The 24,996-nt window shown below is 33.0% G+C and carries 24 protein-coding genes and 2 pseudogenes; 4 read left to right on the forward strand and 22 right to left on the reverse strand.

Features of this window, described 5'->3' with window-relative positions:
* Positions 1 to 94: 94 nt before the first annotated feature.
* From MHI13_RS13835 to MHI13_RS13855, 5 genes and pseudogenes are all read right to left on the reverse strand, one after another.
* Positions 95 to 370 carry an excalibur calcium-binding domain-containing protein gene (locus MHI13_RS13835; protein WP_227416344.1) on the reverse strand — a complete coding sequence of 92 codons (276 nt, stop codon included), beginning with the start codon at positions 368 to 370 and terminating at the stop codon, positions 95 to 97.
* A pseudogene (locus MHI13_RS13840) lies at positions 350 to 955 on the reverse strand (thermonuclease family protein); the annotation flags it as partial. The gene MHI13_RS13835 and the pseudogene MHI13_RS13840, both read right to left, overlap by 21 nt.
* A gap of 292 nt (positions 956 to 1,247) precedes the next feature.
* Positions 1,248 to 2,315 carry a Leu/Phe/Val dehydrogenase gene (locus MHI13_RS13845; RefSeq protein ID WP_064210550.1) on the reverse strand — a complete coding sequence of 356 codons (1,068 nt, stop codon included), beginning with the start codon at positions 2,313 to 2,315 and terminating at the stop codon, positions 1,248 to 1,250.
* Positions 2,316 to 2,539: 224 nt separating this feature from the next.
* Entirely contained in the window at positions 2,540 to 4,201 is a 1,662-nt protein-coding gene (fakA, locus tag MHI13_RS13850; protein WP_064210549.1) for a fatty acid kinase catalytic subunit FakA, read from the reverse strand.
* A gap of 14 nt (positions 4,202 to 4,215) precedes the next feature.
* Positions 4,216 to 4,590 (reverse strand): Asp23/Gls24 family envelope stress response protein, encoded by a 375-nt coding sequence (locus MHI13_RS13855; RefSeq protein ID WP_002435187.1) that lies wholly within the window; start codon positions 4,588 to 4,590, stop codon positions 4,216 to 4,218.
* A gap of 366 nt (positions 4,591 to 4,956) precedes the next feature.
* On the opposite strand from MHI13_RS13855, the gene rpmB reads away from it, so the two are divergent.
* Complete coding sequence (gene rpmB / locus MHI13_RS13860) at positions 4,957 to 5,145, forward strand: 50S ribosomal protein L28 (RefSeq protein WP_002435210.1); 189 nt, start codon at positions 4,957 to 4,959, stop codon at positions 5,143 to 5,145.
* Positions 5,146 to 5,243: 98 nt separating this feature from the next.
* Here rpmB and MHI13_RS13865 read toward each other — a convergent pair whose 3' ends face one another.
* Genes MHI13_RS13865 through rsgA form a run of 3 tightly spaced genes read right to left on the reverse strand, consistent with a single transcriptional unit; the run spans position 5,244 to position 7,405 of the window.
* Positions 5,244 to 5,879: a thiamine diphosphokinase gene (locus tag MHI13_RS13865; protein ID WP_064210548.1), complete on the reverse strand. Its 636-nt coding sequence runs from the start codon at positions 5,877 to 5,879 to the stop codon at positions 5,244 to 5,246.
* A 6-nt stretch (positions 5,880 to 5,885) separates the two neighbouring features.
* Positions 5,886 to 6,530, reverse strand: a complete 645-nt coding sequence (gene rpe, locus MHI13_RS13870; protein WP_047796184.1) for a ribulose-phosphate 3-epimerase — start codon at positions 6,528 to 6,530, stop codon at positions 5,886 to 5,888.
* On the reverse strand, positions 6,530 to 7,405 hold the full coding sequence (rsgA, locus tag MHI13_RS13875) for a ribosome small subunit-dependent GTPase A (protein ID WP_064210547.1): 876 nt from the start codon (positions 7,403 to 7,405) through the stop codon (positions 6,530 to 6,532). Before rsgA ends, rpe begins: the two co-directional genes overlap by 1 nt.
* Before the next feature lie 176 nt (positions 7,406 to 7,581).
* Here rsgA and MHI13_RS13880 point away from each other — a divergent pair.
* Positions 7,582 to 8,769: pseudogene (locus MHI13_RS13880) on the forward strand (CynX/NimT family MFS transporter).
* Positions 8,770 to 8,832: 63 nt separating this feature from the next.
* Here the strand turns inward: MHI13_RS13880 and pknB are convergent.
* Genes pknB through MHI13_RS13910 form a run of 6 tightly spaced genes read right to left on the reverse strand, consistent with a single transcriptional unit; the run spans position 8,833 to position 15,397 of the window.
* The gene (gene pknB, locus MHI13_RS13885; RefSeq protein ID WP_064210546.1) at positions 8,833 to 10,836 is read right to left on the reverse strand and encodes a Stk1 family PASTA domain-containing Ser/Thr kinase; all 2,004 of its coding nucleotides are present in this window, start codon (positions 10,834 to 10,836) and stop codon (positions 8,833 to 8,835) included.
* Entirely contained in the window at positions 10,833 to 11,576 is a 744-nt protein-coding gene (locus tag MHI13_RS13890; protein WP_064210545.1) for a Stp1/IreP family PP2C-type Ser/Thr phosphatase, read from the reverse strand. Before MHI13_RS13890 ends, pknB begins: the two co-directional genes overlap by 4 nt.
* Before the next feature lie 6 nt (positions 11,577 to 11,582).
* Entirely contained in the window at positions 11,583 to 12,677 is a 1,095-nt protein-coding gene (gene rlmN / locus MHI13_RS13895) for a 23S rRNA (adenine(2503)-C(2))-methyltransferase RlmN (RefSeq protein WP_002435140.1), read from the reverse strand.
* A gap of 2 nt (positions 12,678 to 12,679) precedes the next feature.
* Positions 12,680 to 13,987, reverse strand: coding sequence for a 16S rRNA (cytosine(967)-C(5))-methyltransferase RsmB (gene rsmB, locus MHI13_RS13900; protein WP_064210544.1), 1,308 nt, complete (start codon positions 13,985 to 13,987; stop codon positions 12,680 to 12,682).
* Complete coding sequence (gene fmt, locus MHI13_RS13905; protein WP_064210591.1) at positions 13,984 to 14,916, reverse strand: methionyl-tRNA formyltransferase; 933 nt, start codon at positions 14,914 to 14,916, stop codon at positions 13,984 to 13,986. Before fmt ends, rsmB begins: the two co-directional genes overlap by 4 nt.
* A complete protein-coding gene (locus tag MHI13_RS13910) occupies positions 14,909 to 15,397 on the reverse strand; it encodes a peptide deformylase (protein WP_064210543.1) in 489 nt (162 codons plus the stop codon). Before MHI13_RS13910 ends, fmt begins: the two co-directional genes overlap by 8 nt.
* Positions 15,398 to 15,618: 221 nt before the next feature.
* Between MHI13_RS13910 and MHI13_RS13915 the strand changes: the two genes are divergently transcribed.
* Positions 15,619 to 15,822: a TM2 domain-containing protein gene (locus tag MHI13_RS13915; protein ID WP_002435184.1), complete on the forward strand. Its 204-nt coding sequence runs from the start codon at positions 15,619 to 15,621 to the stop codon at positions 15,820 to 15,822.
* A gap of 110 nt (positions 15,823 to 15,932) precedes the next feature.
* On the opposite strand, the gene priA is transcribed toward MHI13_RS13915, so the two are convergent.
* From priA to gmk, 4 genes are all read right to left on the reverse strand, one after another.
* Complete coding sequence (gene priA / locus MHI13_RS13920) at positions 15,933 to 18,341, reverse strand: primosomal protein N' (RefSeq protein WP_064210542.1); 2,409 nt, start codon at positions 18,339 to 18,341, stop codon at positions 15,933 to 15,935.
* Entirely contained in the window at positions 18,341 to 19,540 is a 1,200-nt protein-coding gene (gene coaBC / locus MHI13_RS13925; RefSeq protein ID WP_064210541.1) for a bifunctional phosphopantothenoylcysteine decarboxylase/phosphopantothenate--cysteine ligase CoaBC, read from the reverse strand. Before coaBC ends, priA begins: the two co-directional genes overlap by 1 nt.
* Positions 19,541 to 19,762: 222 nt before the next feature.
* Complete coding sequence (gene rpoZ, locus MHI13_RS13930; protein WP_064210540.1) at positions 19,763 to 19,975, reverse strand: DNA-directed RNA polymerase subunit omega; 213 nt, start codon at positions 19,973 to 19,975, stop codon at positions 19,763 to 19,765.
* Entirely contained in the window at positions 19,975 to 20,598 is a 624-nt protein-coding gene (gmk, locus tag MHI13_RS13935; RefSeq protein ID WP_002435146.1) for a guanylate kinase, read from the reverse strand. The genes rpoZ and gmk overlap by 1 nt, the downstream gene beginning before the upstream one ends.
* Before the next feature lie 300 nt (positions 20,599 to 20,898).
* Between gmk and MHI13_RS13940 the strand changes: the two genes are divergently transcribed.
* Positions 20,899 to 22,596 carry an Rqc2 family fibronectin-binding protein gene (locus tag MHI13_RS13940; protein WP_064210539.1) on the forward strand — a complete coding sequence of 566 codons (1,698 nt, stop codon included), beginning with the start codon at positions 20,899 to 20,901 and terminating at the stop codon, positions 22,594 to 22,596.
* A gap of 62 nt (positions 22,597 to 22,658) precedes the next feature.
* Here MHI13_RS13940 and MHI13_RS13945 read toward each other — a convergent pair whose 3' ends face one another.
* The 4 genes from MHI13_RS13945 to pyrF form a co-directional block, all read right to left on the reverse strand.
* Complete coding sequence (locus MHI13_RS13945) at positions 22,659 to 23,060, reverse strand: VOC family protein (RefSeq protein WP_064210538.1); 402 nt, start codon at positions 23,058 to 23,060, stop codon at positions 22,659 to 22,661.
* 373 nt (positions 23,061 to 23,433) lie between these two features.
* Positions 23,434 to 23,652, reverse strand: coding sequence for a hypothetical protein (locus tag MHI13_RS13950; protein WP_064210537.1), 219 nt, complete (start codon positions 23,650 to 23,652; stop codon positions 23,434 to 23,436).
* A gap of 26 nt (positions 23,653 to 23,678) precedes the next feature.
* Positions 23,679 to 24,290, reverse strand: a complete 612-nt coding sequence (gene pyrE / locus MHI13_RS13955; protein WP_030065303.1) for an orotate phosphoribosyltransferase — start codon at positions 24,288 to 24,290, stop codon at positions 23,679 to 23,681.
* The gene (gene pyrF / locus MHI13_RS13960; protein ID WP_064210536.1) at positions 24,290 to 24,982 is read right to left on the reverse strand and encodes an orotidine-5'-phosphate decarboxylase; all 693 of its coding nucleotides are present in this window, start codon (positions 24,980 to 24,982) and stop codon (positions 24,290 to 24,292) included. The genes pyrE and pyrF overlap by 1 nt, the downstream gene beginning before the upstream one ends.
* Positions 24,983 to 24,996 lie beyond the last annotated feature (14 nt).

Raw genomic sequence — 24,996 nt, forward strand, 5'->3', positions numbered from 1 at the left:
GAAAATGAATCCTAAATATTATTCTTAGTCAGCATACAAAAAGCTACTAACATTTTTGAAAATGTTAATAGCTTTCAAAGAATTATCTTTTTATTTATCTAACTTCGCAAGCATAGTTATCTTTATCTCGATCAAGTTTAGCTTGATAAGCAGGATGTCCTTTTTTTACACCGTGTGGATATTTCTTTCTTAAAGCAGTACAATTTTTAAAATATTCTTTCTTAGTGGTACTTTTAGCTTTGGATGGTGTCTTAGATTTTTTTGAATAATGATGTAAACTTGTTGTTTTAGCTGATGTCGGTTTTACTACTTTATGAGTTTTTTTAGTTGAAGTTAGAGAAGTTTTTACACTATTGGACTCACTCCAAATATTAAGTTTTTCAGCTTTAGCTCGAGCTTCACTTGCTCTGATTAATTGTTCATACGTATTGTTTGGCGGATAAACATATTTTACTCTTGCAAGACCTTGTCTTACAACCGCATTGTTAACCATTATCCCATCAGCATACACGTAAGCTAATAATCTTCCGTATTTGTCAGTTCTTTGTCCTTTATCAAACGCTACTTCAATTTTTTTAGCTTTAGTCATCATGTTTGTAGTAAATGCATTTGCTTCTGGACCATATTTTTGAACTGGTTTTCTAGGATCTTTCGTTTCTGGTGTATCAATAAGTAATAGTCTAAACGTTGAAACTTTACCTTTATAATTTAATTTCACTGTGTCGCCATCAATCACTTTAACTAAAGTTGCTTTTTCTTTATGTAATCCATTAGCTGCATGTGCCTGTTGTGCATTAAGCGTTTGCCCTAATGTTGAAAATACAATAGCCAATATAGCTATTAGTGAGAAGACACGTTTGAATTTTAAACTAGATGTTTGTGACATATATTTTCGAACAAATATAAAACTTAAACAAAAAGTAACTAGAATCGATAAGAGAATCATTGGTTCCATTTCACACCTCTTTTATTTGTAATATACATTTATTCTATAACATTTTTATTTAGAGTAGTGTATATTTTTTGTAAATAGTGTTTTTATTATTAATTTTTGTCATAACTTTTTAAGTTAAATAGAACACTTAAAATAAAATAATATTGTGTATCGTTGCGCTTCATTAAATTAGATTCTGTAAAACTCTCTTATCCATACCTATAATATTTAATTATATATTTATAAAAAATACGACAATGATTGTTTCACATTCAATCATTGTCGTGCTAAAAATTATTTAAAGTTTATTCTCTTATTTTCTAATATCTTTAATATGAGAAATTTGCTTCATTCTAGTTTCAGCAAAATGTTGAGAGGCTTCAAGTGGTGTTTCTTTGTGTTCACTTGAAATGTCGAAGATATGTTTTAAAATTTGATCTATATTTTCAATACTTTCTTTAGCTCTCTCTTCATTGTAGCCATTCAATTCATCTGCAGTATTAATAACTCCACCACTATTAACAATATAATCTGGTGCATATAGAATACCTTTTTCTTCTAACATTTTACTGTGTTTATCTTCATCTTTTAATTGATTGTTAGCAGAACCACACACAGCTTTTACTTTTAATTGTGGAATTGTATCATCATTTAAGACGCCACCTAATGCGCAAGGTGCAAAGATATCAGCATCTACTGAGAATATATCATCAGGTTCTACAAATTCCGCACCGAAATCATCAACAGCTCGTTGTGCATTGTCTTTATTAATATCAGTGACAATTAATTTCACACCATCTTCATTTAATAAACGACATAACTCATATGATACATGGCCTACACCTTGAACAGCCACTGTCTTACCTTCAAGTTTATCTCCATCAAATTTTTCTGCTACAGTGCGTTTCAATGCAATATAAATACCATAGGCAGTCATCGGACTTGGATTACCTGCTGAACCAAATGACTTACTAGTTCCACATACATATGGTGTTTCTTTATATATTAAATTCATTTCATGTTCAGAAGTACCAACATCTTCTGCAGTATAATAACGTCCATTTAATGTATTAACATAGCGACCTAATGCTCTGTAGAATGCCTCTTCATTCTGTTTGTCAGGTGCGCCCATAACTACAGTCTTTCCACCACCAAGATTTAATCCAGCAGCTGCATTTTTATATGTCATACCGCGTGCTAAGTTCATAGCATCTTCAATGGCCTCTTCTTCGGATTCATAATCATTTCTAACACGACATCCACCTAAAGCTGGTCCCAATGTAGTATCATGGATACAAATGATAGCCTTTAATCCTGTTACTTCATCTTGACAGAAGACAAGTTGTTCATAGTCTTTTTGCTCCATAGTTTCAAAAATCATTAAGAATACCCCTTTACTTAAATTTTTATCCACTATTCGCATACCCTGACTTATAGCTATTAATCTCAATATTAAACACGCACAATATTAGCTAAATTGGGAATTATATGAAAATTCTTATTATACTTTTTTAACTTAATTTTCCAAAACAAAATTCAACAAAAAAACAGTAATTCCTATCTCTTTAAAATAGAAATTACTGTTATATAAAAAGTATGAAATTGCTATTCAACTGCAAAGAAATACTGATAAATTGGTTGACCGCCTTCATGTTGTTCAACTTCTACATCTGGATAAGTTTCTTCAATCCATTCACTTAATTGTTCTGTGACTTCTTGATCAGATTCTTCCCCACTTATCATAGTTAAAATTTCACTATCGTCCGTAAGTAATTTGTCTAATAGACCTTTTACTGCTGTTAATTGATCAGCATCGCTTGTTACAATTTTGTCTTCTGCTAGACCCATAAATTCATCTTTTTTAATTTCAATACCATCGATTTTAGTATCACGTACTGCATAAGTCACTGAACCTGATTGAACTGCCTCAAGTGCTGTTTCCATATGATTCTTATTATCTTCAAGAGATGATTCTTCGTCATATTGGAATAAAGCAGTAATACCTTGAGGTATCGATTTAGTTGGAATCACTACAGTATCAACATCAACGATATTTGCTGCTTGTTCACTTGCCATTAAAATATTTTTGTTATTAGGTAAGATAATTGCACGTTTACATTGTGATTGCTCAATAACTTTGACAATGTCCTCTGTTGAAGGATTCATTGTCTGTCCTCCACTAATAATGTGTGTAGCACCCATAGATTTAAACAATTCAGAAATACCTTCACCCATAGAAATTGTAATCACAGCTGTTTCTACTGTATTAGGTTCATCTTTATTATCCTTTTGTTCTTGTCCGCTTTGTTCTTTGCGGATAACCTCTCTGTGTTGCTCTCTCATATTTTCAACTTTGAGTTTAATTAATTCGCCATACTGTTGACCATAATTAAATACATCGCCAGGATGTTCAGTGTGAACATGAACTTTTACAATTTCATCATCATTGATTACAAGTAATGAATCACCAAATTCACTCATATCATTTCTAAATTCTTGTTCTTCAAACGTTTTTTTATTTTTACCAAAACGAACCATCATTTCAGTACAATAACCATAGACAATATCTTCTGTATTGATAACACCGTGGAAATCATGATCATCATTGACAAGTGATTCGGTATCTAATTTGGGAGCTTGCGCTTCTACTTTTTCTCCTTTTAGACCTTTAAGAAATCCTTCATAAACGCATAATAATCCCTTACCACCACTGTCAACGACTCCTACTTCTTTAAGCACTGGCAATAAATTAGGTGTATTGTCTAATGATTCCTTGGCAGCTTGTATAGTATGTTCCATAAGTTCAATACAATCTTCTGTATCTTGAGCTTTATCGACTGATGCAGCTGCTGCATCTTTAGCTACAGTTAAAATTGTACCTTCAACTGGTTTCATTACAGCTCTATATGCAGTTTCTACTCCTGCTTGAAAACTCTCAGCTAATTGCTGTGCGTTGATTTCATCATTATTTTCAATGTTTTTACAAAAACCTCTAAATAATTGAGAAAGAATTACGCCCGAATTACCACGTGCCCCCATAAGTAATCCTTTAGAGAACGTCTTTCCTAATTCACCAATATTTTGAGATAAATTATTTTCTACTTCCTCACGACCAGAAGTAATTGTTAGATTCATGTTCGTCCCAGTATCTCCATCTGGTACAGGATATACATTTAATGAATCTACTAAATCTGCATTATTTGATAAATTTTGAGCCCCTTGTATAATCATATCGGCAAATAATTTACCATTTATTTTGCTAATCATTTCACGATGTCCTCCTAAACCTTTTTGCCTGTATCGTTTACACGTACACCTTGTACGAAAATATTAATAGAATTGACTTTTACATTAAGTGTTTTTTCAAGTGTATATTTAACTGTTGATTGAAGATTACTTGCTACTTCAGAAATTTTCACTCCGTAACTCACAATAATATACATATCTACATCTATCGTGCCATTTTCTTCTCTTACTTTAATGCCTTTAGCATAGTTATCATGTCCTAGAATTTCAGCAATACCGTCCCTTACTTGTTGTCTAGATGCCATACCAACTATGCCATAACTTTCAACGGCTTTACCACCTACTACAGATGCAATCACTTCATTTGAAATATCAATTTTGCCATAATCATTTGAAATTTCTAATGTCATTTTTGTTTCCTCCTGGAATTCTCATGGTTTATGTTAAAGGTGTTTAAGCTTTATCTTAATATTTTAAATTCTTTAATTCAAAATTTCTAAAAAATAGAGCAATTGTAAAAAATTAACAATTACTAATCGTTTCAATTTCGTTATCATTCTACCTAAATTATAATTTAATTGTATAATTTCAACTATTGCTTTACAGTATCATACTATATAACTCCACAGCTTACAATTATACCATAATAATGACAGATATAGCGTATTAGATTTTAATTAGCTTAAATATTTATTGCTCAATTACCCTTTATGTGTTATCTTAATAAAGTATGTAAGTAGTAATGTGTATTTATATTTATTAAAGGAGGTACTTTCATGGGTAAACAATGTTACGTAACAGGTCGTAAAGCTTCGACTGGTAATAATCGTTCACACGCTTTAAATGCGAACAAACGCAGATGGAACGCTAACCTTCAAAAAGTTAGAATTCTTGTAGACGGAAAACCAAAAAAAGTTTGGGTTTCTGCACGTGCTTTAAAATCTGGTAAAGTTACTAGAGTTTAATAAATATAATGCACAAAAAATGCCCTTATGTGGAGGAGCACATTTTTAGACCTTAAAGGCAATTTGCCTCTAAGGTCTTTTTTATTATTATAAAAATTTTAATCAGTACTTCTCATTTGTAAGACAGTGCCCTTTTCCACATTGACTTTTGCAACCTTTGTTGTAATTTCATTAGAAATAGTTAATGTTGACCCCAATTCTAAATGTTCATTGCTCAAATTATATTTAAACCCTTCTAAAGACAAACTTACTTCATCATTTAATGGAATAAATGAAATGTATGGATAGGTGCTATCTTGTTTAACTTGATGTTCACCTTCGTTGAGTAATGTAATTTCATTTTGAACATCTATAACTTGAAGATGAATATGACGCTCTAAATATTCAGGCTTTTGTAAAATTTGAAGTACACCCATAAAATGGTCTAATCTCCCACCAGTTGCTCCGTAAATAGTTATTGTAGAATATCCTTGTTGAACGGCTTTTTGTACGCCTAGAGCGAGATCAGTATCATCTTTTTCAGCTTTTACTGGATGAATATTTAATTGATCTTTTAATATATGACGTTCCTCTTCATTAACCGAGTCGAAATCTCCTACTGAAAATACAGGCTCTATACCATTTTCAACTAGTATCAATGCACCTCTATCAATACCGGCCCATTGTGATTGTTGTTCTAACTTAAATAATTGAGTGGGCAATAATCGATCCGAACATAATAAGTTAATTTTCATAATAAATTAGCCTTTCAATGCATTAGTGACCTTTGCATAATCATTTTGTTTAAAAAAGTAAGAACCTGTAACAAGCATTGTTGCTCCCTGCTCTACACAATATTTACTTGTTGAATCATTAATGCCACCATCAACTTCAATATCAAATGTAAGATTATTCTCATGTTTTATTTGGTTAAGTTGTTCGATTTTATTAATACATTGTTCAATAAATGATTGCCCACCAAATCCAGGATTAACTGTCATAACCAAAACATAATCTACAATACTTAACACAGGTAAAATGGACTCTACAGGTGTGCCTGGATTGATTACAACTCCAGCTTTCTTGTTAAGTAATTTAATTTCTTCAATTGCACGATGTATGTGAGGTGTAGCTTCAACATGCACTGAAATCATATCTGCGCCATGATCTGCAAATAATTGAATATAGTTTTCAGGCTGTTCGATCATCAAATGTACGTCAATTGGTAGGTTAGAATAACTGCGTACTGCATCTAAAAGTGGTATACCTATCGAAATATTAGGTACAAATTTCCCATCCATCACATCGAAGTGTAAGCCATCGACATTCGCTTTTTCTAAATGGTCTAATTCCTCTTTTAAATTTAAAAAATCAACGGATAAAAGTGAAGGTAAAACCTTAACCATTAATATCGTACCTTTCTATTAGAGATTTCATTAAATAACTGTAAATAATGCTCATATCTAAATTGAGCAATTTTCCCCTCATCAACTAAATGTTTAACATTACATTTAGGTTCTTTGATATGATTACAATTTCTAAATTTACAATCTTGTCCCGCGTCCTTAATATCAACGAAGTAATTTTTAAGTTCATCCTTTTCAATATGATCAAAATCAAGCGCACTAAATCCTGGCGTATCAGCAATAAACCCATGATTTCTCTCATATAATTCAACATGTCTCGTCGTATGCTTACCTCTATTCAATGATTTAGAGATATCATTTGTTTCAAGGTTTAACTCTGGGCGATAATGATTAAGAAAAGTAGTTTTACCTACACCTGATTGTCCACTTAAAACAATTAAACCATGATTCCACTCATCTACAATAGAGACCCTATCATCATTTTTACTAATAAACTGTGTAGGATATCCTATATCTTGATATAGGTCTAGCATAGCTTGAATATATTCTTGATTATCCTGTGTCGTTAAATCTTTCTTAGTAATTAATATACGAGGTTCTAAATCATAAGAATGTGCTACGACTAAGAAACGATCAAGTAATTGAGTTGAAAATTGAGGCTCAACAGCACTCATTACAATAACAAGCTCATCAATGTTACTGACAGGTGGTCGTTTGAGTTCATTGTCTCTGTCATGAACATGATGAATATAGCCTTCTTGTTCATTTTGAACTTCAAAATCGACGATATCTCCTACTACTGGAGAAAATTTTTTCTTTCTAAACAATCCTCGTGGCTTAGTGTCAAATCGAACACCATCAACATCTACTTGGTAGACACCACTAATTAATTTGACGATACGTCCAGTCTTCAAATCGACACCTCTCTAGATTTTTTTCTATTCATAGTATATCAAAATCGTTATAAATATAATACGTATAACTTCGTTTCTCAATAGTATATACTTTGATTAAAAATCGATAAAACTATCTTGTCACTTTTCTAAGCAAGTGATACGATTTTTACATCTGTGAAAAAGGAGGGATAGTCATGCCTAAGCAAAATATAGACAGGCACATTAATTTTTTATTATTAATTGGAATCATGTTGGTAGCAGCAAACTTACGAGCACCCATTACCTCTGTTGGCGTGGCGTTACCTTCAATTAAAGATACATTACATACAACTAATAGTGCGCTTAGTTTAATGACTGTAGTACCTTTAATAGCATTTGGAGTTGTATCATTTTTTGCTTCAAAAATAGGCAATACATTTGGATTAGAACGAACAATATTTGGAGCTTTAATCTTTATATTTATAGGTATTATATTACGGTCAATAATTGGATTGAGTTGGCTTTATATTGGCACAACACTCATTGGTATAGGTATTGCCTTTGGCAATGTATTAGCACCAGCCATAGTCAAAACATGATTTCCCTTTCATATTGGTATCATGACAGGGCTATATACCGTAGTAATGAATGTAGTTGGAAGTTTAAGTTCTTCAGTCATAAGTCCATTAACCTCACGTTATAACTATGCAATTGCATTAGGACTAATGTCTATTATTACATTATTCACAATTCTAATTTGGACTTTTCAACTGAAGCAACAACCACCTAAAGCTACCAACTCTGTTCATAGTCAAATCAACATTTGGAAGTCTCTATTGGCTTGGAGAGTAACCATTTTTATGGGAGCACAATCTCTGATCTTTTATACAATTATTAATTGGTTACCAGAATTACTCACGGATCATGGCATATCTATACAAACTTCAGGTATTTACGTATCAATATTACAAATCGCTATTATACCTTTAACTTTCATCACACCTATTGTTGCTACAAAAATGAAATCACAAGTACCCCTAACATTATTAACGAGCGTTCTATTCATGATAGGTGTACTTTGTTTAATATTCGTTGATTACAAATATGTATGGTTAGGCATCATACTCATAGGTGTAGCAAGTGGTCTAGCATTTGGATTAGCTAACACATTATTTGTTGTACGTACCGAAAGTGGACAAACAGCAGCGAAATTGTCTGGGATGGCACAGTCTATTGGTTACTTATTAGCTGCTATTGGCCCATTCTTATTTGGAATTTTCCACGATATCACGCATAACTGGACACTTTCACTAAGTGTGTTATTAGTTACTTCACTACTCATTCTTCTATTCGGAACGAAAGCAGGTAGTCAAACAACTATTGAACAAACGAAAGCGAAATAAATACAGAATAATACAAATGAGCCCCTTTCAAAAGTTGAAAGGGGCTCATTTCATATTTTATTATTAGTCATCGTAGCCAACATCTTTATCGGCAACAATTTTATTATCAACACGTACAGTGTATCCCGCAGTTTTACCTTTTTCTATTTTTAAAGGTATGCTTATTGTTTTATCCTTAGTAATTTTAAAAGTTTGAGATGCGGAATTTCCAGAGTTATCTTTGTCTCTTATAAAGACTTCTACTGTTTGGCTTTTACCTTTACTACCTGAGTAGGGCACTTTAACTGTTTCAGACGTTGATTTCACATCGCTATCATCACTGTCATCATCGTCCTCACCTGACTTGCCTTTTGAAACTGTTAAATTAATTACAGAACCTTCATCTACAGATTTATTTTTAGGTGATTGAGATATAATATTTCCTTTTTTAACTTTATCATCATTTTCTTGAGTAGCTTGTACTTTAAATCCTTTAGATTCCAACTCTTTTTTGGCTGATGAATAAGATTTATTTTCAAAATCACTAACATAAACTTGACGCACACCTAGTGACTCATAGATTTTAATGTGATGATCATTTAGAGCAACTTCACTATTTGCTTCAACACTTTGTTCTGAAATTAAACCTTTGTCTACTGAGTGACTATAAGCTTGTTCAACATCAATATCTTTTAAACCTAAATTTTTCAGCTTTTTAACTGCTTCATCTTTAGGCAGTCCTACAAGATTTGGCATTTTTACTTTTTGAGGACCTTTAGAAAGAATAATATCAATCGCTTCTCCTTCTTCTACCCGTTCACCTCTATTGGGTTCAGATTTGATGATTTGGTTTTCAGGATATTTATCACTATATTTCCTAGATATGTCACCCATGGTCAAATGATGATCCTTTAATATTTGCTCTGCTTCTTTTTCAGTTTTTCCTGATAAATCTGGCATTTCCTCATACTTACTACCAAAAACTCCCATACCTATAAAACCAACTAATCCCGCTAACAATAACGCAAATATTAAAGATAGGACAGTGATTTTCATCTTAGAGTGTTTCTTCTTAGGTGGTGGTGAATAGCGACCTTCTAACGATTGAAATTCTTGCTGACGTACAGGTTCGTTAACAATAGGGATTTGCATTGTTTTATTTAAATCATCATCGTTATGAGTATCATTTATCTTTTTATTGAGTTCATCTTTAGTAAGCGGAACTGTTTTAGTTTTATCTAATTCATATTTTTCCTCGTTCGCACGATTCTCATGTAAAGCACTCGTTAAGTCATCACACATTTCTTGAACGGTATGATAACGATTATGTTTATCTTTTTCAGTAGCGCGTAGCACAACATTACTTAATGCTTGTGGTACTTCTTCGCGTTTATCAGTAGTAATGTTTGGTATTGAATCTTGAATATGCTTAATGGCAATACTAACAGCAGTTTCTCCATTAAACGGAGGTTCACCTACTAACATTTCATATAGCACTATACCAATAGAGTAAATATCTGTACCTTCATCAGTTGATTCACCTTTTGCCTGTTCTGGTGAAAGATATTGTACTGTTCCGAGCACGTGATTCGTCTGTGTTAAGGATGTTTCACTTAGCGCTTTAGCTATACCAAAATCAAAGATTTTCAATGTTTTGTTTTTATCTATTAATACATTTTGTGGTTTAATGTCACGATGCACAATTCTCATATCATGTGCGTGTTTGATACCACTTAAAATTTGCTCGGTAAATTTTATTGCTGTTTCTACACTTAGAGGACCATGACTATGTATATATTCAGCTAATGTAGGGCCTTCAATATATTCCATTACTAGGTAGAAACATTCGTCTTCTTCATCTACATCAATCATACTCACTATATTTTCATGTGATAGCTGAGAAGAATTATGTACCTCTCGTTCAAAGCGTTTTAAGGTTTCTTCCTTTTCACGAGGTGGAATAGAAATAGCTTTTATTGCGACTTTACGATTAAGTATTGTATCTTCTGCTAAATATACAATACTCATTCCTCCGCCACCAAGTTTATCAATTACTTTGTAGCGGTCATTAACAATCTTTCCTATCATACTTTGTCACCTTCTATCGATGACAGTATGAAACTTACATTATCTTTGGAGTCATGGGACATCGCTAAGCGCATTAGACGTTCACAATGTGATTCAATTGTGTCATCTTGATTAAGCTCCTCCTGGATTTCGTAATCTCTAACATAATCTGTTAAGCCATCCGTATTTAATAACAAGAAGTCATAAAAGTTAGTTCTTTTAACAAATAAATCAGGTGACACGCGTTTGTCAGTCCCCATAACTTTAGTGATGATATTTCTTTGTGGATGATTAAAAGCTTCTTCTTTAGAAATTTGACCAGTGACAACGAGATGATTAACAAAGGAATGATCACTTGTAATTTGCTCTATTTGTCTTTGATTAATAACATAAGCGCGAGAATCTCCAACATTAGCTACCACAACTTGCTTGTCATAAACAATAGCGCACACGAGTGTTGTACCCATACCATGATAATCTGGATTTTCTTGAGCATAGTTATACAAATTAAAGTTGATATCTTTAATGTTTGAACGCAACCATGATTCAGCCTGATGGATTTCAATGAGGTTTTCATCTTCAAAACGTTTTTGAAGTTCATACGTAACGAATTGACTCGCTACTTCACCGGCTTTATGACCACCCATGCCATCGCATAAAACTAACAATTGTTGCTGAGTTTGGTTATAAAAAATACCGCCAGCGTCTTCATTCTTTTCTCTGTGTTGACCAGTATCCGTGAAAAATTGTGCGTTTAACATATGTCTTTACCTCGTTTCTACTTGTCGTTCCTTTGCTCTTAATTGACCACAAGCTGCATCAATGTCTGATCCTTGTTCACGTCTTATTGTAGCATTGATTCCTAATCTCTTTAATTCTTTTTCAAATTTAAAAATATCATCCTTTGGAGTTTTCACATAATTACGTTCAGGTACATGGTTGACTGGAATTAGATTAACATGGCAATTTAAATTTTTAATTAGATGTGCTAAATCTCTTGCATGTTCTAGTTGGTCATTCACTCCACCGAATAAACCATACTCAAATGTAACACGTCGATTAGTTTGTTCCTGATAATATTTAATTGCTTCCATTAATTTCTCAACATTATAAGCTCGGTTAATCGGCATTAAACGAGAGCGAATTTCGTCTTTAGCACCATGTAGACTAACTGCAAAATTGATTTGGATGTCTTCTTCAGCGAAATCATAAATTCTAGGAATAATACCAGAAGTGGACACTGTAATATGACGTGCCCCAATATTTAAGCTGTTATCATCGTTAACGATTCTTAAGAAATCCATCATCTCATCATAATTTTCAAAAGGTTCACCAATGCCCATGATTACGATTTGAGAGACGCGTTCATCTGTTTCATCTAAAGCTTTTTGAACTGTTAGTACTTGAGATACTATTTCGCCCGCTTCTAAGTTTCGCTTTAAGCCACCTAAAGTTGAAGCACAGAATGTACAACCGATACGACAACCCACTTGTGTTGTGACACAAACTGAATTACCGTATTCATGTCTCATCAATACAGTTTCAATTGTATAACCATCTTGTAATTCAAATAAAAATTTAATCGTTCCGTCTTTACTTTCTTGTTTAACTACTGTCGTCAACGTAGTCATCGCAAAATTATCTTTTAAAACTTGACGTAAATCTTTAGAGAGATTCGTCATTTCATCAATACTATCCACTCTTTTTTGATATAACCATTCAAAAATTTGTTTAGCTCTAAATTTTTGTTGCCCATGATCAATCAACCACTGCTGCATTTCATCGTAACGCAAAGAATAAATCGATTGTTTATCAAAATTAGGTAAGAACTTATTCTTTTTCTTTTTTTCTGCAGTAATCATTCTTAACTTTCCTTTCTTTTAATTTGAGTTATAAAGAATCCATCAGAGTCAAAATCTTGTGGTAATATCTGTAATGTCTTAACTTGCTTTCCAGTAACAGGGTGTTGGAAAGGCTCAAATTCAAACTCTTCGTTTTGTTTTAAAAATGTATAAATTACATTCTCATTTTCCATCTGTTCTATTGTACATGTTGAATACGTAATTGTACCACCAGGTTTAATATTATGTTTAATATTCTCTAATATTTGTAGTTGTAAATCAACAAGTGATTGAATACTATCTTGAGACTGAGTATATTTTATTTCAGGTTTATGTCTTAACACACCTAAACCACTACAAGGTGCATCGACTAAAATTTTATCGTACAGCCCATCATAAGGTTCAGTTGCATCATGTTGGAACGCATGAATATTATCTAGCTTTAATTTTTTAATATTATGCTTAATAAGATCAATTTTATGGGAATGTATATCTGTAGCATCAATTTGCCCTTCTGGAGATAATATTTCCGCCATATGACAAGCCTTTCCTCCAGGAGCACTACAAGCATCTAATACTTTATCATCTCTACCTAACTTCATGATATGAGCTACCATCATCGAACTCTTATCTTGAATGGAGACATAACCATCTTTAAACGCTCCTGAATTTACAATAGTTTGCCCGCTTACATGCAAACAAAAAGGTAAAATATCATCTTTTTCAACATTGAATCCTTCATTTTCCAATTTATTAATAATGTCATCTACAGAACCACGTGAAATATTCGCTCTAACTGTTGTCTTGACAGGAGCTAATAATGACTGAGCAATTTCTTCCGTCGTCACAAGACCATAATGCGTTACCCAGTGATTAACTAACCATTTAGGTAAACTATACTCTAAAGCAATTCGTTTCTTATCATCTTTTATTTCTTGAAAATGAGGCAATTCACTTCTCATCATTGAACGTAAAATACCGTTGACGATATTACCATTATGATGGCCACCTCTTTGCTTAGCAATATCAACTGCTTCATTAATAATCGCATGATCGGGAACTTTGTCGAGATAAACATATTGATAAATACTCATCCATAAAAGCTGGCGTACCCACCCTTTTATTTTAGTTTTAACAAAAGGTTTTAGAATATAATCCAATGTATATTTTCGTTTAATTGTTCCATAAACAAGCTCAGTAAATAAATTCCGATCAACATCAGCGATGATATTGGAAGATAAAACTTCATTAATTTTTAAATTACTATATGCGCCTTCATTTAATATATGTTGGATAGTTTCGAATGCATGGGCTCTTACAGAATTCATCATATCAATTGCTTCCCTACTAGTGACTCTTGAACGCCACTAAGATAATTAGCTACTAACATACGTTTTTTTCCAGCAAGTTGCATATCCGTTAATGCAATAGCATCATTAGAACCTGTTCCAATAATGATAGCTTTTTTAGTCGTTTCAATGATTTTACCAGGCTCACCATTCTTACCTGAGATAATGTGAGATGAATATAATTTAAGATTTTTGTCATCCATAGTGGTATATGCTACTGGCCATGGAGATAAGCCACGTATGTGATTATGAATATCTTGAGCGCTTTGATTCCACTTAATTCGTTCATCTTCTCTACTAATGTTAGAAGCAAATGTCGCTTCTGAGTCATCTTGAGGGATGCTGTCATTCGTTTCATTAATAATAGAAGGAAGTGTATCTTTAAGTAAATCCGCACCAAGGAAACTTAATTTATCATGCATTGTACCTACATTATCATCTTCCTCAATATTAATTGCTTTCTGAGAAATGATATTACCAGCGTCTAATTTTTTCACCATATACATTATCGTTATACCTGTCTTTTCTTCACCATCTATAATTGCTTGGTGAATGGGTGCTCCACCACGATATTTAGGTAGTAATGAAGCATGTACATTAATCGCTCCTAAACGTGGTGCGTTAAGTAGAGACTCAGGTAGTAACTGGCCAAATGCAGCGGTAACAATTAAATCAGCATCTAACGTTAATAATTCTTCAAGTTCTTCTGAATCTTTAAGTTTTTCAGGCTGATAAATATCAATGTTATGTTCAAGCGCTACTTTTTTAACTGGTGGTGGTGTCATGACTTTTTTACGACCAACTGGACGATCGGGTTGTGTCACTACTGCAATCACGTCATGTTCTGCAATTAACATTTCTAGTACTTTAGTTGAAAAGTCAGGTGTTCCCATAAATATAATTTTACTCATTTTCAAAATATGCCTCCACTTCATCTTCATTTAAAATACGATTCGCTTTATCTGTAAAAAGGATACCATTTAAATGATCTACCATATGTAATATCATTCGAGCTACATCATCATAAGCAGTCAATTCAACTTGATTTCCATTTACATCATTGCATTGTAAAACAATCATTTTACTTCTAGTTACTTCACCAAAAACATTAGGTAAAGAAACTGAACCTTCAAGGTCTGTAATTTCCTCATCAGAATAACTTTTTATGACTGGGTTGATTAATTGAAGAAGCCCTTCAAGTTCCATATCGATTAATGCAACACGTTGATTCACACCAATTTGTGGTGCACTAATTGCAGCAGCCTCTTCTTCATATAGAGTATCTTCCAAATCCTTTAACAATGATTTTAACTGGTCATCATATCGATTCACGGTCTTGCTTTCTTTTTTTAGTAACGGATGTGTAGACTTAACCAATTTCTTTACTGTCATGCTAACGGCTCCTCATTAAAATTCATCATATCATTATAACTTACTTAAATTGAAATTGCGACCTTTCTTGAAAGTGTGAATAATTATTTAAATTTCTTGCAACTTTAGTCTGAATTTGATTAAAGAGAAAGTAAAATAATTGATTTTATATTGTGACCTAATAAAATACTAAGTAAGGTAAGTTTAATAATAACTTAAATTTCTGACCGGAGGTGACCATCATGGAAGTAAATAAAGTGATATATATTTTATTAGCTGTTTTTCTAGGAAGCTTCGGCATCCACAAATTTTACGCTGGTAAGTCATTCCAGGGTATTATGCATCTTTTATTCTGTTGGACAGCCATTCCTCATATTTTAGCTATTATCAGTGCCATTTTAACTCTATTCAGACCAGCTGATGAAAATGGTAATGTTACAATGTAAATTTAGAAGTTTATAGCTGTTTCTAATATAAATTTTAAAAAAGGCAATTTCTGTAAAGTTAATACAGAAATTGCCATTTATATTTATCATGTTAGTACACTTTTTTAATATCACATCATCATTTGTGGGTTAATATCAATTTTAAGTGCTAATTTTTCTTTTACATACTGGTCATGATAGTAATCGTCTAAATATTGAAGTGCCTGATGTAATTGTGGTTCACTTTTATACTTTACTAATATTTGAAAACGGTATTCATTATTTATTCTAGATAATGCTGCAGGAGATGGCCCTAATACTAAAGCTTTCTCAGTTAAATGTTGCAATAATATTTGGTGAATGTGTTTTGACGCTTCCATCACTTTTTTCATATCTCTATGAGAAATTGTAAAATTGATTAAGAAATAATAAGGTGGGTATTTCCCTAGTTTACGAAAGTTCATTTCTTTTTGATAAAACGTGAGGTAATCGTTAAGTTTCACATCTTCAATAGCATAATGTTCCGGATTATATGTTTGTATGATGACCTGACCCTCTTTTTCATGGCGCCCAGCACGACCGGAAACTTGAGTCAATAATTGATACGTTCGTTCACTTGCCCGAAAATCAGGCAAATTAAGCATGGTGTCTGCATTCAACACTCCGACTAATGTGATATTAGGGTAATCTAAACCTTTTGCAATCATTTGTGTACCTAAGAGGATATCCCCTTTACCCGCTTCAAAGTCATTTAATAATCTTTCATGTGCACCTTTCTTAGAAGTTGTATCTACATCCATTCGTATAATTCTTGATTCTGGAAATTCTTTATATAATAATTCCTCTACACGTTGTGTTCCTGTACCTACTTGTCTAATATGATCACTTTCACAATTTGGGCATAAATTAGGTGGTGTTTCTTGATAACCACAATAATGACATTTTAGTTGATCACTCGTTTTGTGATATGTCAATGAAATATCACAGTTAGGGCATTGCGGAACGTACCCACAATCTCTACATAACATAAATGAAGCATATCCTCTTCTATTTAAGAAAAGTACGATTTGTTCTTTTTTATTTAAGCGTTGTTGTATAGCTTCTTTAAGCGCATTGGAGAACATAGAACGATTCCCTTCGCTTAATTCTTCACGCATGTCTACAATATCAATATGAGGTAGTCCTTGTTGATTCACTCTATTTGGTAATGATAATAATTCGTAAACATCTTTCTCCGCTCTTGCATATGTTTCTAAACTTGGTGTCGCACTTCCGAGTATGACAGGGCAATGATGATATTGACTACGCCACTGTGCAATATCTCTCGCATGATATCTTGGATAATCTTCTTGTTTATATGTAGATTCATGTTCTTCATCAATAATAATAATTCCTAAATTTTTAAAAGGTGCAAACACACTCGAACGTGCACCAACACTTACACGTGCACGACCGTCACGGATTTTTTGCCATTCATCATAACGTTCACCATTAGATAATCCTGAGTGAAGTACAGCAACATCATCTCCAAAACGACGTTTAAATCGTAAAACCATTTGAGGCGTAAGTGCAATTTCTGGTACAAGCATCATCGCCTCTTTACCTTTGTTTAAAACTGCTTCTATGGTTTGTAGGTAAACTTCAGTTTTACCTGAACCTGTTACACCATGTAGTAAAAATGTTCTAGATTCATCATGATCAATTTTATTTTTAACAGCTTCATAAGCTTGTTGTTGATCAGTGGTAAGTTGACGTTTTTCTTCTTGTTCAAATATACGATTCGCAAATGGATCACGGTTAACCTCAGCATCATATTTTTCAACGTAGCCCTTTTTAATTAGAGAATCTAAGCTAGACTTAGAGAACCCAATATCTTCTATCTCTTTTAAAAATATGGTACGATGCGATTCTTCTAATAAGAAAGCGTATAAATCATATTGTTTCGCATACTTTTCAAGTCGAGCTAGAACATCATCACCATTGAATTCTTCTTTTATAGCAATTGCTCTTTGTGTTTTCTTCTTAATATTTTGAGACAATAAAGTGACTTCTTGTACCAATCCCTCTTTCATTAGAGAAAGCATGTCGTCTAAATCATTATTATGTTGCGCGTCTTTGTAAAAATAATGACCATCTTTATTAAATTTCTTCAAAATTTTTTCAGATAAATCATTTCCCTTAATTATTTCAAAAGCTTTATTATATTTTGCTTTTATTGCACTTGGCAACATTGCTTCAAGTACAGATATACGTTTGGTGACATGATAATGACTCATCCACTCGCTTAATTGAACAAGCTCTGGAGTTAGCTCTGGTTGAATATCTTGAACTTCTTTAATAGCTTTAAGCTTGGAGATGTTAACATCTTCATCTGGCTTATCTTGAATATCCATCACGTAACCTTGAATAGTACGAGGCCCAAATGGAACAATTACACGCACACCAACCTGAACTACACTTTCTAAATGAGTTGGCACAATATAATCAAATTTAAAATCAACACTCTTGGATGGTATATCAACAATTACTTTTGCAATCATCATTGCCACCTAGTTTCTAATTCATCTAAAATTTGTTTAGCTAATTCTACTTTTTTACCCTTCTTAATACTAACCACATCTTTATTCTTAAAATGCATCATCAATTCATTATCATCAGAACTAAATCCTATAGATTGGTCACCTACATTATTCGAGATAATGACATCAGCATTCTTACGCGCTAATTTATCTTGCGCATATGCTTCAATATTTTGAGTTTCTGCAGCGAAGCCTACTAAGTATTGATGCTTTTTATTATCACCTAAATACTTTAAGATATCAGTAGTACGCTTGAAGGTAACAGATAAATCCCCTTCACGTTTCTTCATCTTATGTTCAAGCACTTCTGAAGGTGTATAGTCTGAAACAGCCGCCGCTTTAAAAACAATATCTTGTGCATCATATCTTTCTTTTACGGCATTAAACATATCCTCTGCACTTTGAACATGTATCACGTTTATACCCGTAGGATCAGTTAACTGAGTAGGGCCAGTAATGAGTGTCACTTCAGCTCCTTTATCTCTAAGAGCCTCAGCTAATGCAAAACCCATTTTACCTGAAGAACGATTTGTGACATATCTCACCGGATCAATCACTTCAACCGTAGGGCCTGCAGTTACTAAAGCTCTCTTTCCTGAAAATGAACTATCAGACGAAACTTTATCATTGTTGAAAAATTGGTTAATCACGGACACAATTTGCAATGGTTCTTCCATTCGGCCTTTCGCTACATAACCACAAGCTAAATAGCCATCTCCTGGTTCAATGAATTGATAGCCATCTCCTCTGAGAACTTCAATATTATGTTGAGTACGAGGATTCTCATACATGTGCACATTCATTGCTGGTGCAACAAACTTCGGTGTTTCAGTAGCAAGTAACGTTGATGTAATAATGTCGTCAGCGATGCCAACACTTAACTTCGCAATTGTATTAGCTGTAGCTGGCGCTATAATAATTGCATCAGCCCAGTCACCTAATGACACGTGTTGAATTTCTTCTGGTGTTTCTTCTTTAAAAGTATTGGTATAAACTGGATTTCTGCTAATTGCTTGAAATGAAAGTGGTGTAACAAACTCTTGTGCATGGTTAGAAAGCATTACCCTCACTTCATAACCCGCTTGTGTTAGCTTACTCGTTAAATCTATCGCTTTATATGCTGCAATGCCACCAGTTACAGCTAATAAAATGTGTTTCATTATATAATCTCCTTGATACTTTACTTAAAATATTCATTTAAAAGGTTAAAATGTTTAAGTTCTATGCTTAAGTAGAGCATGATACCTGTTCTTCAAATTTAATTTTATTATACACAAATAAGTTTAATAATTAAAAAAACACACCTTAATTTATTACGGATCACACGTCTCTAATATGTGTCCTTAATAAGGTGTGTCAAAATTATAGATTAAAGTAAAATTTTAACCTAAGAATTCTTCAGGAATGACTGGTTCAATTTTACCATCAGCAATTTCTTCTAATGCTCTACCAACTGGTTTAGCTGAATGATAATTTTCAATAAGTGCTGTTTCATGTTTTTCGTCTAACTCGCGCGCTCTTTTCGCGGCAGTAGTTGCGATAAGATATTTAGAATTAATTTTTGCAGTAAGTTGGTTTAACGGTGGATTTAACATTATTTTTTTGCCTCCAATAACATTTTTCTATATTTAGCTTCGATGCGCTCTCTTTTTAAATGTTCAGCTTCTACTATAGACTGAATTCGATTTTTAGCAAGTTCAACTTCATCATTTACGACTACATAGTCATATAGATTCATCATTTCAACTTCTTTACGTGCTTCGTTAACACGACTTTGAATTTTCTCATCTGATTCAGTGCCTCTGCCAACTAAGCGCTCTCTTAAGTCGTCAAGACTTGGTGGCGCAAGGAAGATAAACAATGCATCAGGAAATTTTTTTCTTACTTGTTTTGCGCCTTCAACTTCTATTTCCAAGAAAACATCGTAACCTTGATCCATAGTATCTTTAACATATTGAACTGGCGTACCATAATAATTGCCTACATATTCCGCATATTCAATAAATTGATCGTCCTTAATTAACTCTTCAAACTGCTCTTTCGTTTTGAAAAAGTAATCTACACCATCTACTTCACCTTCGCGCATGTTACGAGTAGTCATTGATATAGAGTACTTATATGAAGTAGTGGGATCATCAAAAATCTGTTTTCTAACAGTTCCTTTGCCAACACCAGAAGGACCTGAAAGAACAATTAGCAATCCTTTTTCATTATCCATGCCTTACGACCTCTCTAAGCTATTCTTCTATTATTTAAATATAATATCATACCAAACTAAAGAATGTATAGAGTCACTTAATAGTTAAAAACGATTTAGTGACTCTTAATGCATTAACTTTAGTTAATGTAATCCTTAAATTCTCATATTGATAAATAGTACGCCTTAATGCCTTCATATCAATTAAATTATTTTACTTCTATTATCACCATTTTATATTTTATAAAACTAAAACAATGACCGTATAAACAACGCATGTTAAAATATGATGAATGAAAATTTTTAAGGTGGCAGATAAATATGGCATATGATGGCTTATTCACTAAAAAGATGGTTGAATCACTTCAAAGTTTAGTTTCAGGCCGTATTCACAAAATCAATCAACCGGAAAACGATACTATTATTATGGTAGTACGACAAAACCGCAAAAATCATCAATTACTATTATCAATTCACCCTAGCTTTTCAAGGTTACAAATTACTGATAAAAAATATGATAACCCATTTAATCCACCTATGTTCGCACGTGTCTTTCGTAAGCATTTAGAAGGTGGCTTTATAGAAAATATACGCCAAATTGGCAATGACCGTCGCGTTGAAATTGATATAAAAAGTAAAGATGAAATCGGCGACACACTGCATCGTACAATTATATTAGAAATTATGGGTAAACACAGTAACCTTATTCTTGTAGATGAAAATCGTAAAATTATTGAAGGATTTAAGCATTTAACACCAAATACTAACCAATATCGTACGGTAATGCCTGGGTTTGAATATGAAGCTCCTCCAAGCCAAAATAAGTTAAATCCTTACGAAATTTCTGGACAAGAGGCTCTAAAATATATTGATTTTAATTCAGGTAAAATTTCAAAACAATTATTAAATTCATTTGAAGGGTTTAGCCCACTTATTACAAATGAAATAGTTAGTCGCCGACAATTTATGACGCAAGATACGCTACCTGAAGCATACGATGAAGTTATGGCTGAAACTCAATTATCTCCGACCCCTGTTTTTCATAAAAATCATGAGACAGGCAAGGAAGATTTTTATTTTATGAAATTAAATCAGTTTTATGATGATGTAGTAGAATATGATTCACTTAACGATTTACTTGATCGTTATTATGATGCTCGAGGAGAGCGAGAACGTGTTAAACAACGTGCAAATGATTTAGTAAGATTTGTACAACAACAGTTGCAAAAACAACAAAATAAATTAAGTAAGTTAATTGATGAATATGAGAGTGCTAAGGATAAAGAAACTCAACAACTTTATGGTGAATTAATCACTGCAAACATTTACAGAATTAAACAAGGTGATGAATCGGTAACAGCACTAAATTATTATACTGGCGAAGAGGTAACCATTCCGCTCAATCCAACCAAATCACCTTCAGTAAATGCTCAATACTACTATAAGCAGTATAATCGTCTAAAAACACGAGAACATGAATTAGATCATCAAATACAATTAACGAAAGAAAACATTGATTACTTTTCAAATATTGAACAACAATTAGAACATATTACTGTTGACGATATAGATGATATTCGTGACGAATTAGCTGACCAAGGTTTCATGAAACAGCGTAAAAATACTAAAAAGAAAAAGAATGCGCAAATTCAACTTCAAACGTATCGCTCAAGTGACGGAGATACGATCTTAGTCGGTAAAAATAATAAGCAGAATGACTACTTAACAAATAAAAAAGCACAAAAATCTCATATTTGGTTCCATACTAAAGATATACCAGGTTCTCATGTCGTTATCTTAAATGATAGCCCTAGTGATGAAACAATTAAAGAGGCTGCAATGTTAGCTGGTTACTTCTCTAAAGCAGGAAATTCTGGTCAAATTCCAGTGGATTATACAGAAATTAGAAATGTTCACAAACCTTCAGGTGCAAAACCTGGCTTTGTGACATATGATAATCAAAAAACATTATATGCAACACCTGACTATGATAAAATTCAACAAATGAAAGAATCTTAATAAAAAACTCCGTACGATAACCTTGATAAGTTACCGTACGGAGTTTTTAATATATTTTATTCTTATTCTGGTAAAGCGAGTTGGAAACTCACGCCAAACTTGTCTTGCACCCATGCAAATTCTCTAAAAGGTGGCATTTCAGTTTTAGGCATTAGAATAGCGCCTTCTTTTTTCAAACCACTAAATAAACGTTCCATTTCCATAGTATCCTTAACAGTGACATATAATGACATGGCAGGATTCATAGGTAATTCTTCACCATTATTAGCATCAATTGCCATAAATACTTGGCCATTTAAAGTAAAGATAGAGTGTTGTACTGATCCTGGAGTACCAGGGCCATCTTCATCATATTTAACCATCGTCAATATTTCACTATCCTCGAATAAACTTGTATATAACTTAATTGCTTCTTCAGCTTGGTCATTAAACATAAGAAATGTTGTTATTTTAGGTATTTCCACTTTATATCTCCCCTAGTTTTAAAAATTTAATTACTTTACCAATTTAAGTATCTCGTATATTATTTTAACATGATAACTCTTATATTGTAGAATATCGTGATACAGATGAAAAAACTATGTCTTCGTTTATTTGATGATTTATAAGATCGCTTACCCTAATCTTATTCTCACATAACAATATGAATATAATATTTTATATATAGGGAGGTTTACGGAAGATGTTAATTCACTACGGTTTACCCATTTTAATATTATTAATTGTTTTACTAATCGGTTGGTTGCTCACTAAAGTATTTATACGCTAATGAGAAAGAGCCAAAGTCTTGAAATTCCAAGTACTTTGGCTCTTAAAATTTTCATATTTAATTTTCGTCTATAATTGACCTTTATGACGTAAACTTTCTTTAGCTCTTTTAAATATATCACCAGAATGTGTAAACGCATTATCATTTACTGATTCTGAGAAATCTCGAACACTTTCGTCAATACTTTTTAAGTTTTTTGGGGTTCTATAATCATCTTGTCTTTTTAGAAAATCATTACAATGCTTCATCGTAATATAAAGATGATTATTTTTATCTCTTTGCGTCATTCACTTTCCCCCTTTATAAACTTATCTTATGACAAGTTGTCTCTCCAATCAACTAAAGTCTGAATATCATCTTCAGAAATTTTTCCTTCTTCCCTCGCAACTTCAATTAATTCATTATAATTACTTAAAGTATAAAACGGAATTCCTGCTTTGTGGAATGTATCATCTGCTTTTTTCAGACCATACGTGAAAATTGCTACCACACCAAGTACATCAGCACCAGCCTCTTTTAAAGCTTCTACAGCTGTTACTGAAGAACCACCAGTAGAGATCAAATCTTCAACAACTACAACTTTTTTACCTTCGCTTTTAGCGCCTTCAATTTGATTCTGTTTACCATGGCTTTTACTTTTAGAACGAACATAGTTCATTGGTAGTTCCATCTTTTCAGAAATATAAGCAGCATGAGGAATACCTGCAGTTGCAGTACCAGACACAATTTCTACCTCTGAAAAATGTTCATCTATTAAGCGTGCTAAACCATCTCTAATAGCATTACGCACTAACGGGTAACCTAGAGTGACACGATTATCACAATAGATTGGAGATTTAATCCCAGAACTCCAAGTATATAAATCATTCGGAGACAAGGAGACTGCCTCAATATCTAATAAAGCTTTTGCAATTTCTTTAGCCATTAACCTAACCAACTTTCTTTGATATTTTGATAGCTCTCTACAGGACGATCACTTTGTGTTATAGGTCTCCCTACTACTATATGTGTAGATCCTAAAGTTTGCGCTTCTTCGGGAGTAGTAATACGCTGTTGATCATTTTGAGCCGCGCCCTTAGGTCTAATTCCGGGAGTGACTTTCATAAATTCAGGACCTAATTCTTGAGAAATTAACTCAGCTTCAAGTGGTGAGCACACCACTCCGTCTAAACCAGATTTATGAGCAAGGCGAGCATAATTCAGTACCGCTTCATCAATAGTCGTATGAATATTTTGCTCTTCATGCAACTGTTGTTCAGTAGTAGAGGTAAGTTGCGTTACTGCAATGATTTTAGTATTTGGATTAATTTTACTTAAACCTTTTTTAGCCTCTTCCATCATTTTCACACCGCCAGCTGCGTGAACGTTAACTAAATCTACATCTAATCGCGCTAATCCTTCCATAGCTTTACTTACAGTATTAGGGATATCATGCAATTTTAAATCTAAAAAGATATCATGGCCTCTCTTTTTTAGAGATTGAATAAGTCCAGGACCTGTTTGGTAAAACAATTCCATACCAACCTTGACACACAATGGTTCATTAAATTGGTCTAAGAAGGTATTCACTTCTTCTGCAGATTTAAAATCTAATGCAATGATTGGTAAATTTCTCATTTAAATACTCCTTC

The organism is Staphylococcus sp. FSL K6-0223, from assembly GCF_038008285.1.

Coding starts and splice junctions, on each gene's coding strand:
- MHI13_RS13845 (WP_064210550.1), bottom strand. CDS start 2,315: ATGATTTTTGAAACTATGGAGCAAAAAGACTATGAACAACTTGTCTTC.
- fakA (WP_064210549.1), bottom strand. CDS start 4,201: ATGATTAGCAAAATAAATGGTAAATTATTTGCCGATATGATTATACAA.
- MHI13_RS13855 (WP_002435187.1), bottom strand. CDS start 4,590: ATGACATTAGAAATTTCAAATGATTATGGCAAAATTGATATTTCAAAT.
- rpmB (WP_002435210.1), top strand. CDS start 4,957: ATGGGTAAACAATGTTACGTAACAGGTCGTAAAGCTTCGACTGGTAAT.
- MHI13_RS13865 (WP_064210548.1), bottom strand. CDS start 5,879: ATGAAAATTAACTTATTATGTTCGGATCGATTATTGCCCACTCAATTA.
- rpe (WP_047796184.1), bottom strand. CDS start 6,530: ATGGTTAAGGTTTTACCTTCACTTTTATCCGTTGATTTTTTAAATTTA.
- pknB (WP_064210546.1), bottom strand. CDS start 10,836: ATGATAGGAAAGATTGTTAATGACCGCTACAAAGTAATTGATAAACTT.
- MHI13_RS13890 (WP_064210545.1), bottom strand. CDS start 11,576: ATGTTAAACGCACAATTTTTCACGGATACTGGTCAACACAGAGAAAAG.
- rlmN (WP_002435140.1), bottom strand. CDS start 12,677: ATGATTACTGCAGAAAAAAAGAAAAAGAATAAGTTCTTACCTAATTTT.
- rsmB (WP_064210544.1), bottom strand. CDS start 13,987: ATGATGAATTCTGTAAGAGCCCATGCATTCGAAACTATCCAACATATA.
- fmt (WP_064210591.1), bottom strand. CDS start 14,916: ATGAGTAAAATTATATTTATGGGAACACCTGACTTTTCAACTAAAGTA.
- MHI13_RS13910 (WP_064210543.1), bottom strand. CDS start 15,397: ATGACAGTAAAGAAATTGGTTAAGTCTACACATCCGTTACTAAAAAAA.
- MHI13_RS13915 (WP_002435184.1), top strand. CDS start 15,619: ATGGAAGTAAATAAAGTGATATATATTTTATTAGCTGTTTTTCTAGGA.
- priA (WP_064210542.1), bottom strand. CDS start 18,341: ATGATTGCAAAAGTAATTGTTGATATACCATCCAAGAGTGTTGATTTT.
- coaBC (WP_064210541.1), bottom strand. CDS start 19,540: ATGAAACACATTTTATTAGCTGTAACTGGTGGCATTGCAGCATATAAA.
- rpoZ (WP_064210540.1), bottom strand. CDS start 19,975: ATGTTAAATCCACCGTTAAACCAACTTACTGCAAAAATTAATTCTAAA.
- gmk (WP_002435146.1), bottom strand. CDS start 20,598: ATGGATAATGAAAAAGGATTGCTAATTGTTCTTTCAGGTCCTTCTGGT.
- MHI13_RS13940 (WP_064210539.1), top strand. CDS start 20,899: ATGGCATATGATGGCTTATTCACTAAAAAGATGGTTGAATCACTTCAA.
- MHI13_RS13950 (WP_064210537.1), bottom strand. CDS start 23,652: ATGACGCAAAGAGATAAAAATAATCATCTTTATATTACGATGAAGCAT.
- pyrE (WP_030065303.1), bottom strand. CDS start 24,290: ATGGCTAAAGAAATTGCAAAAGCTTTATTAGATATTGAGGCAGTCTCC.
- pyrF (WP_064210536.1), bottom strand. CDS start 24,982: ATGAGAAATTTACCAATCATTGCATTAGATTTTAAATCTGCAGAAGAA.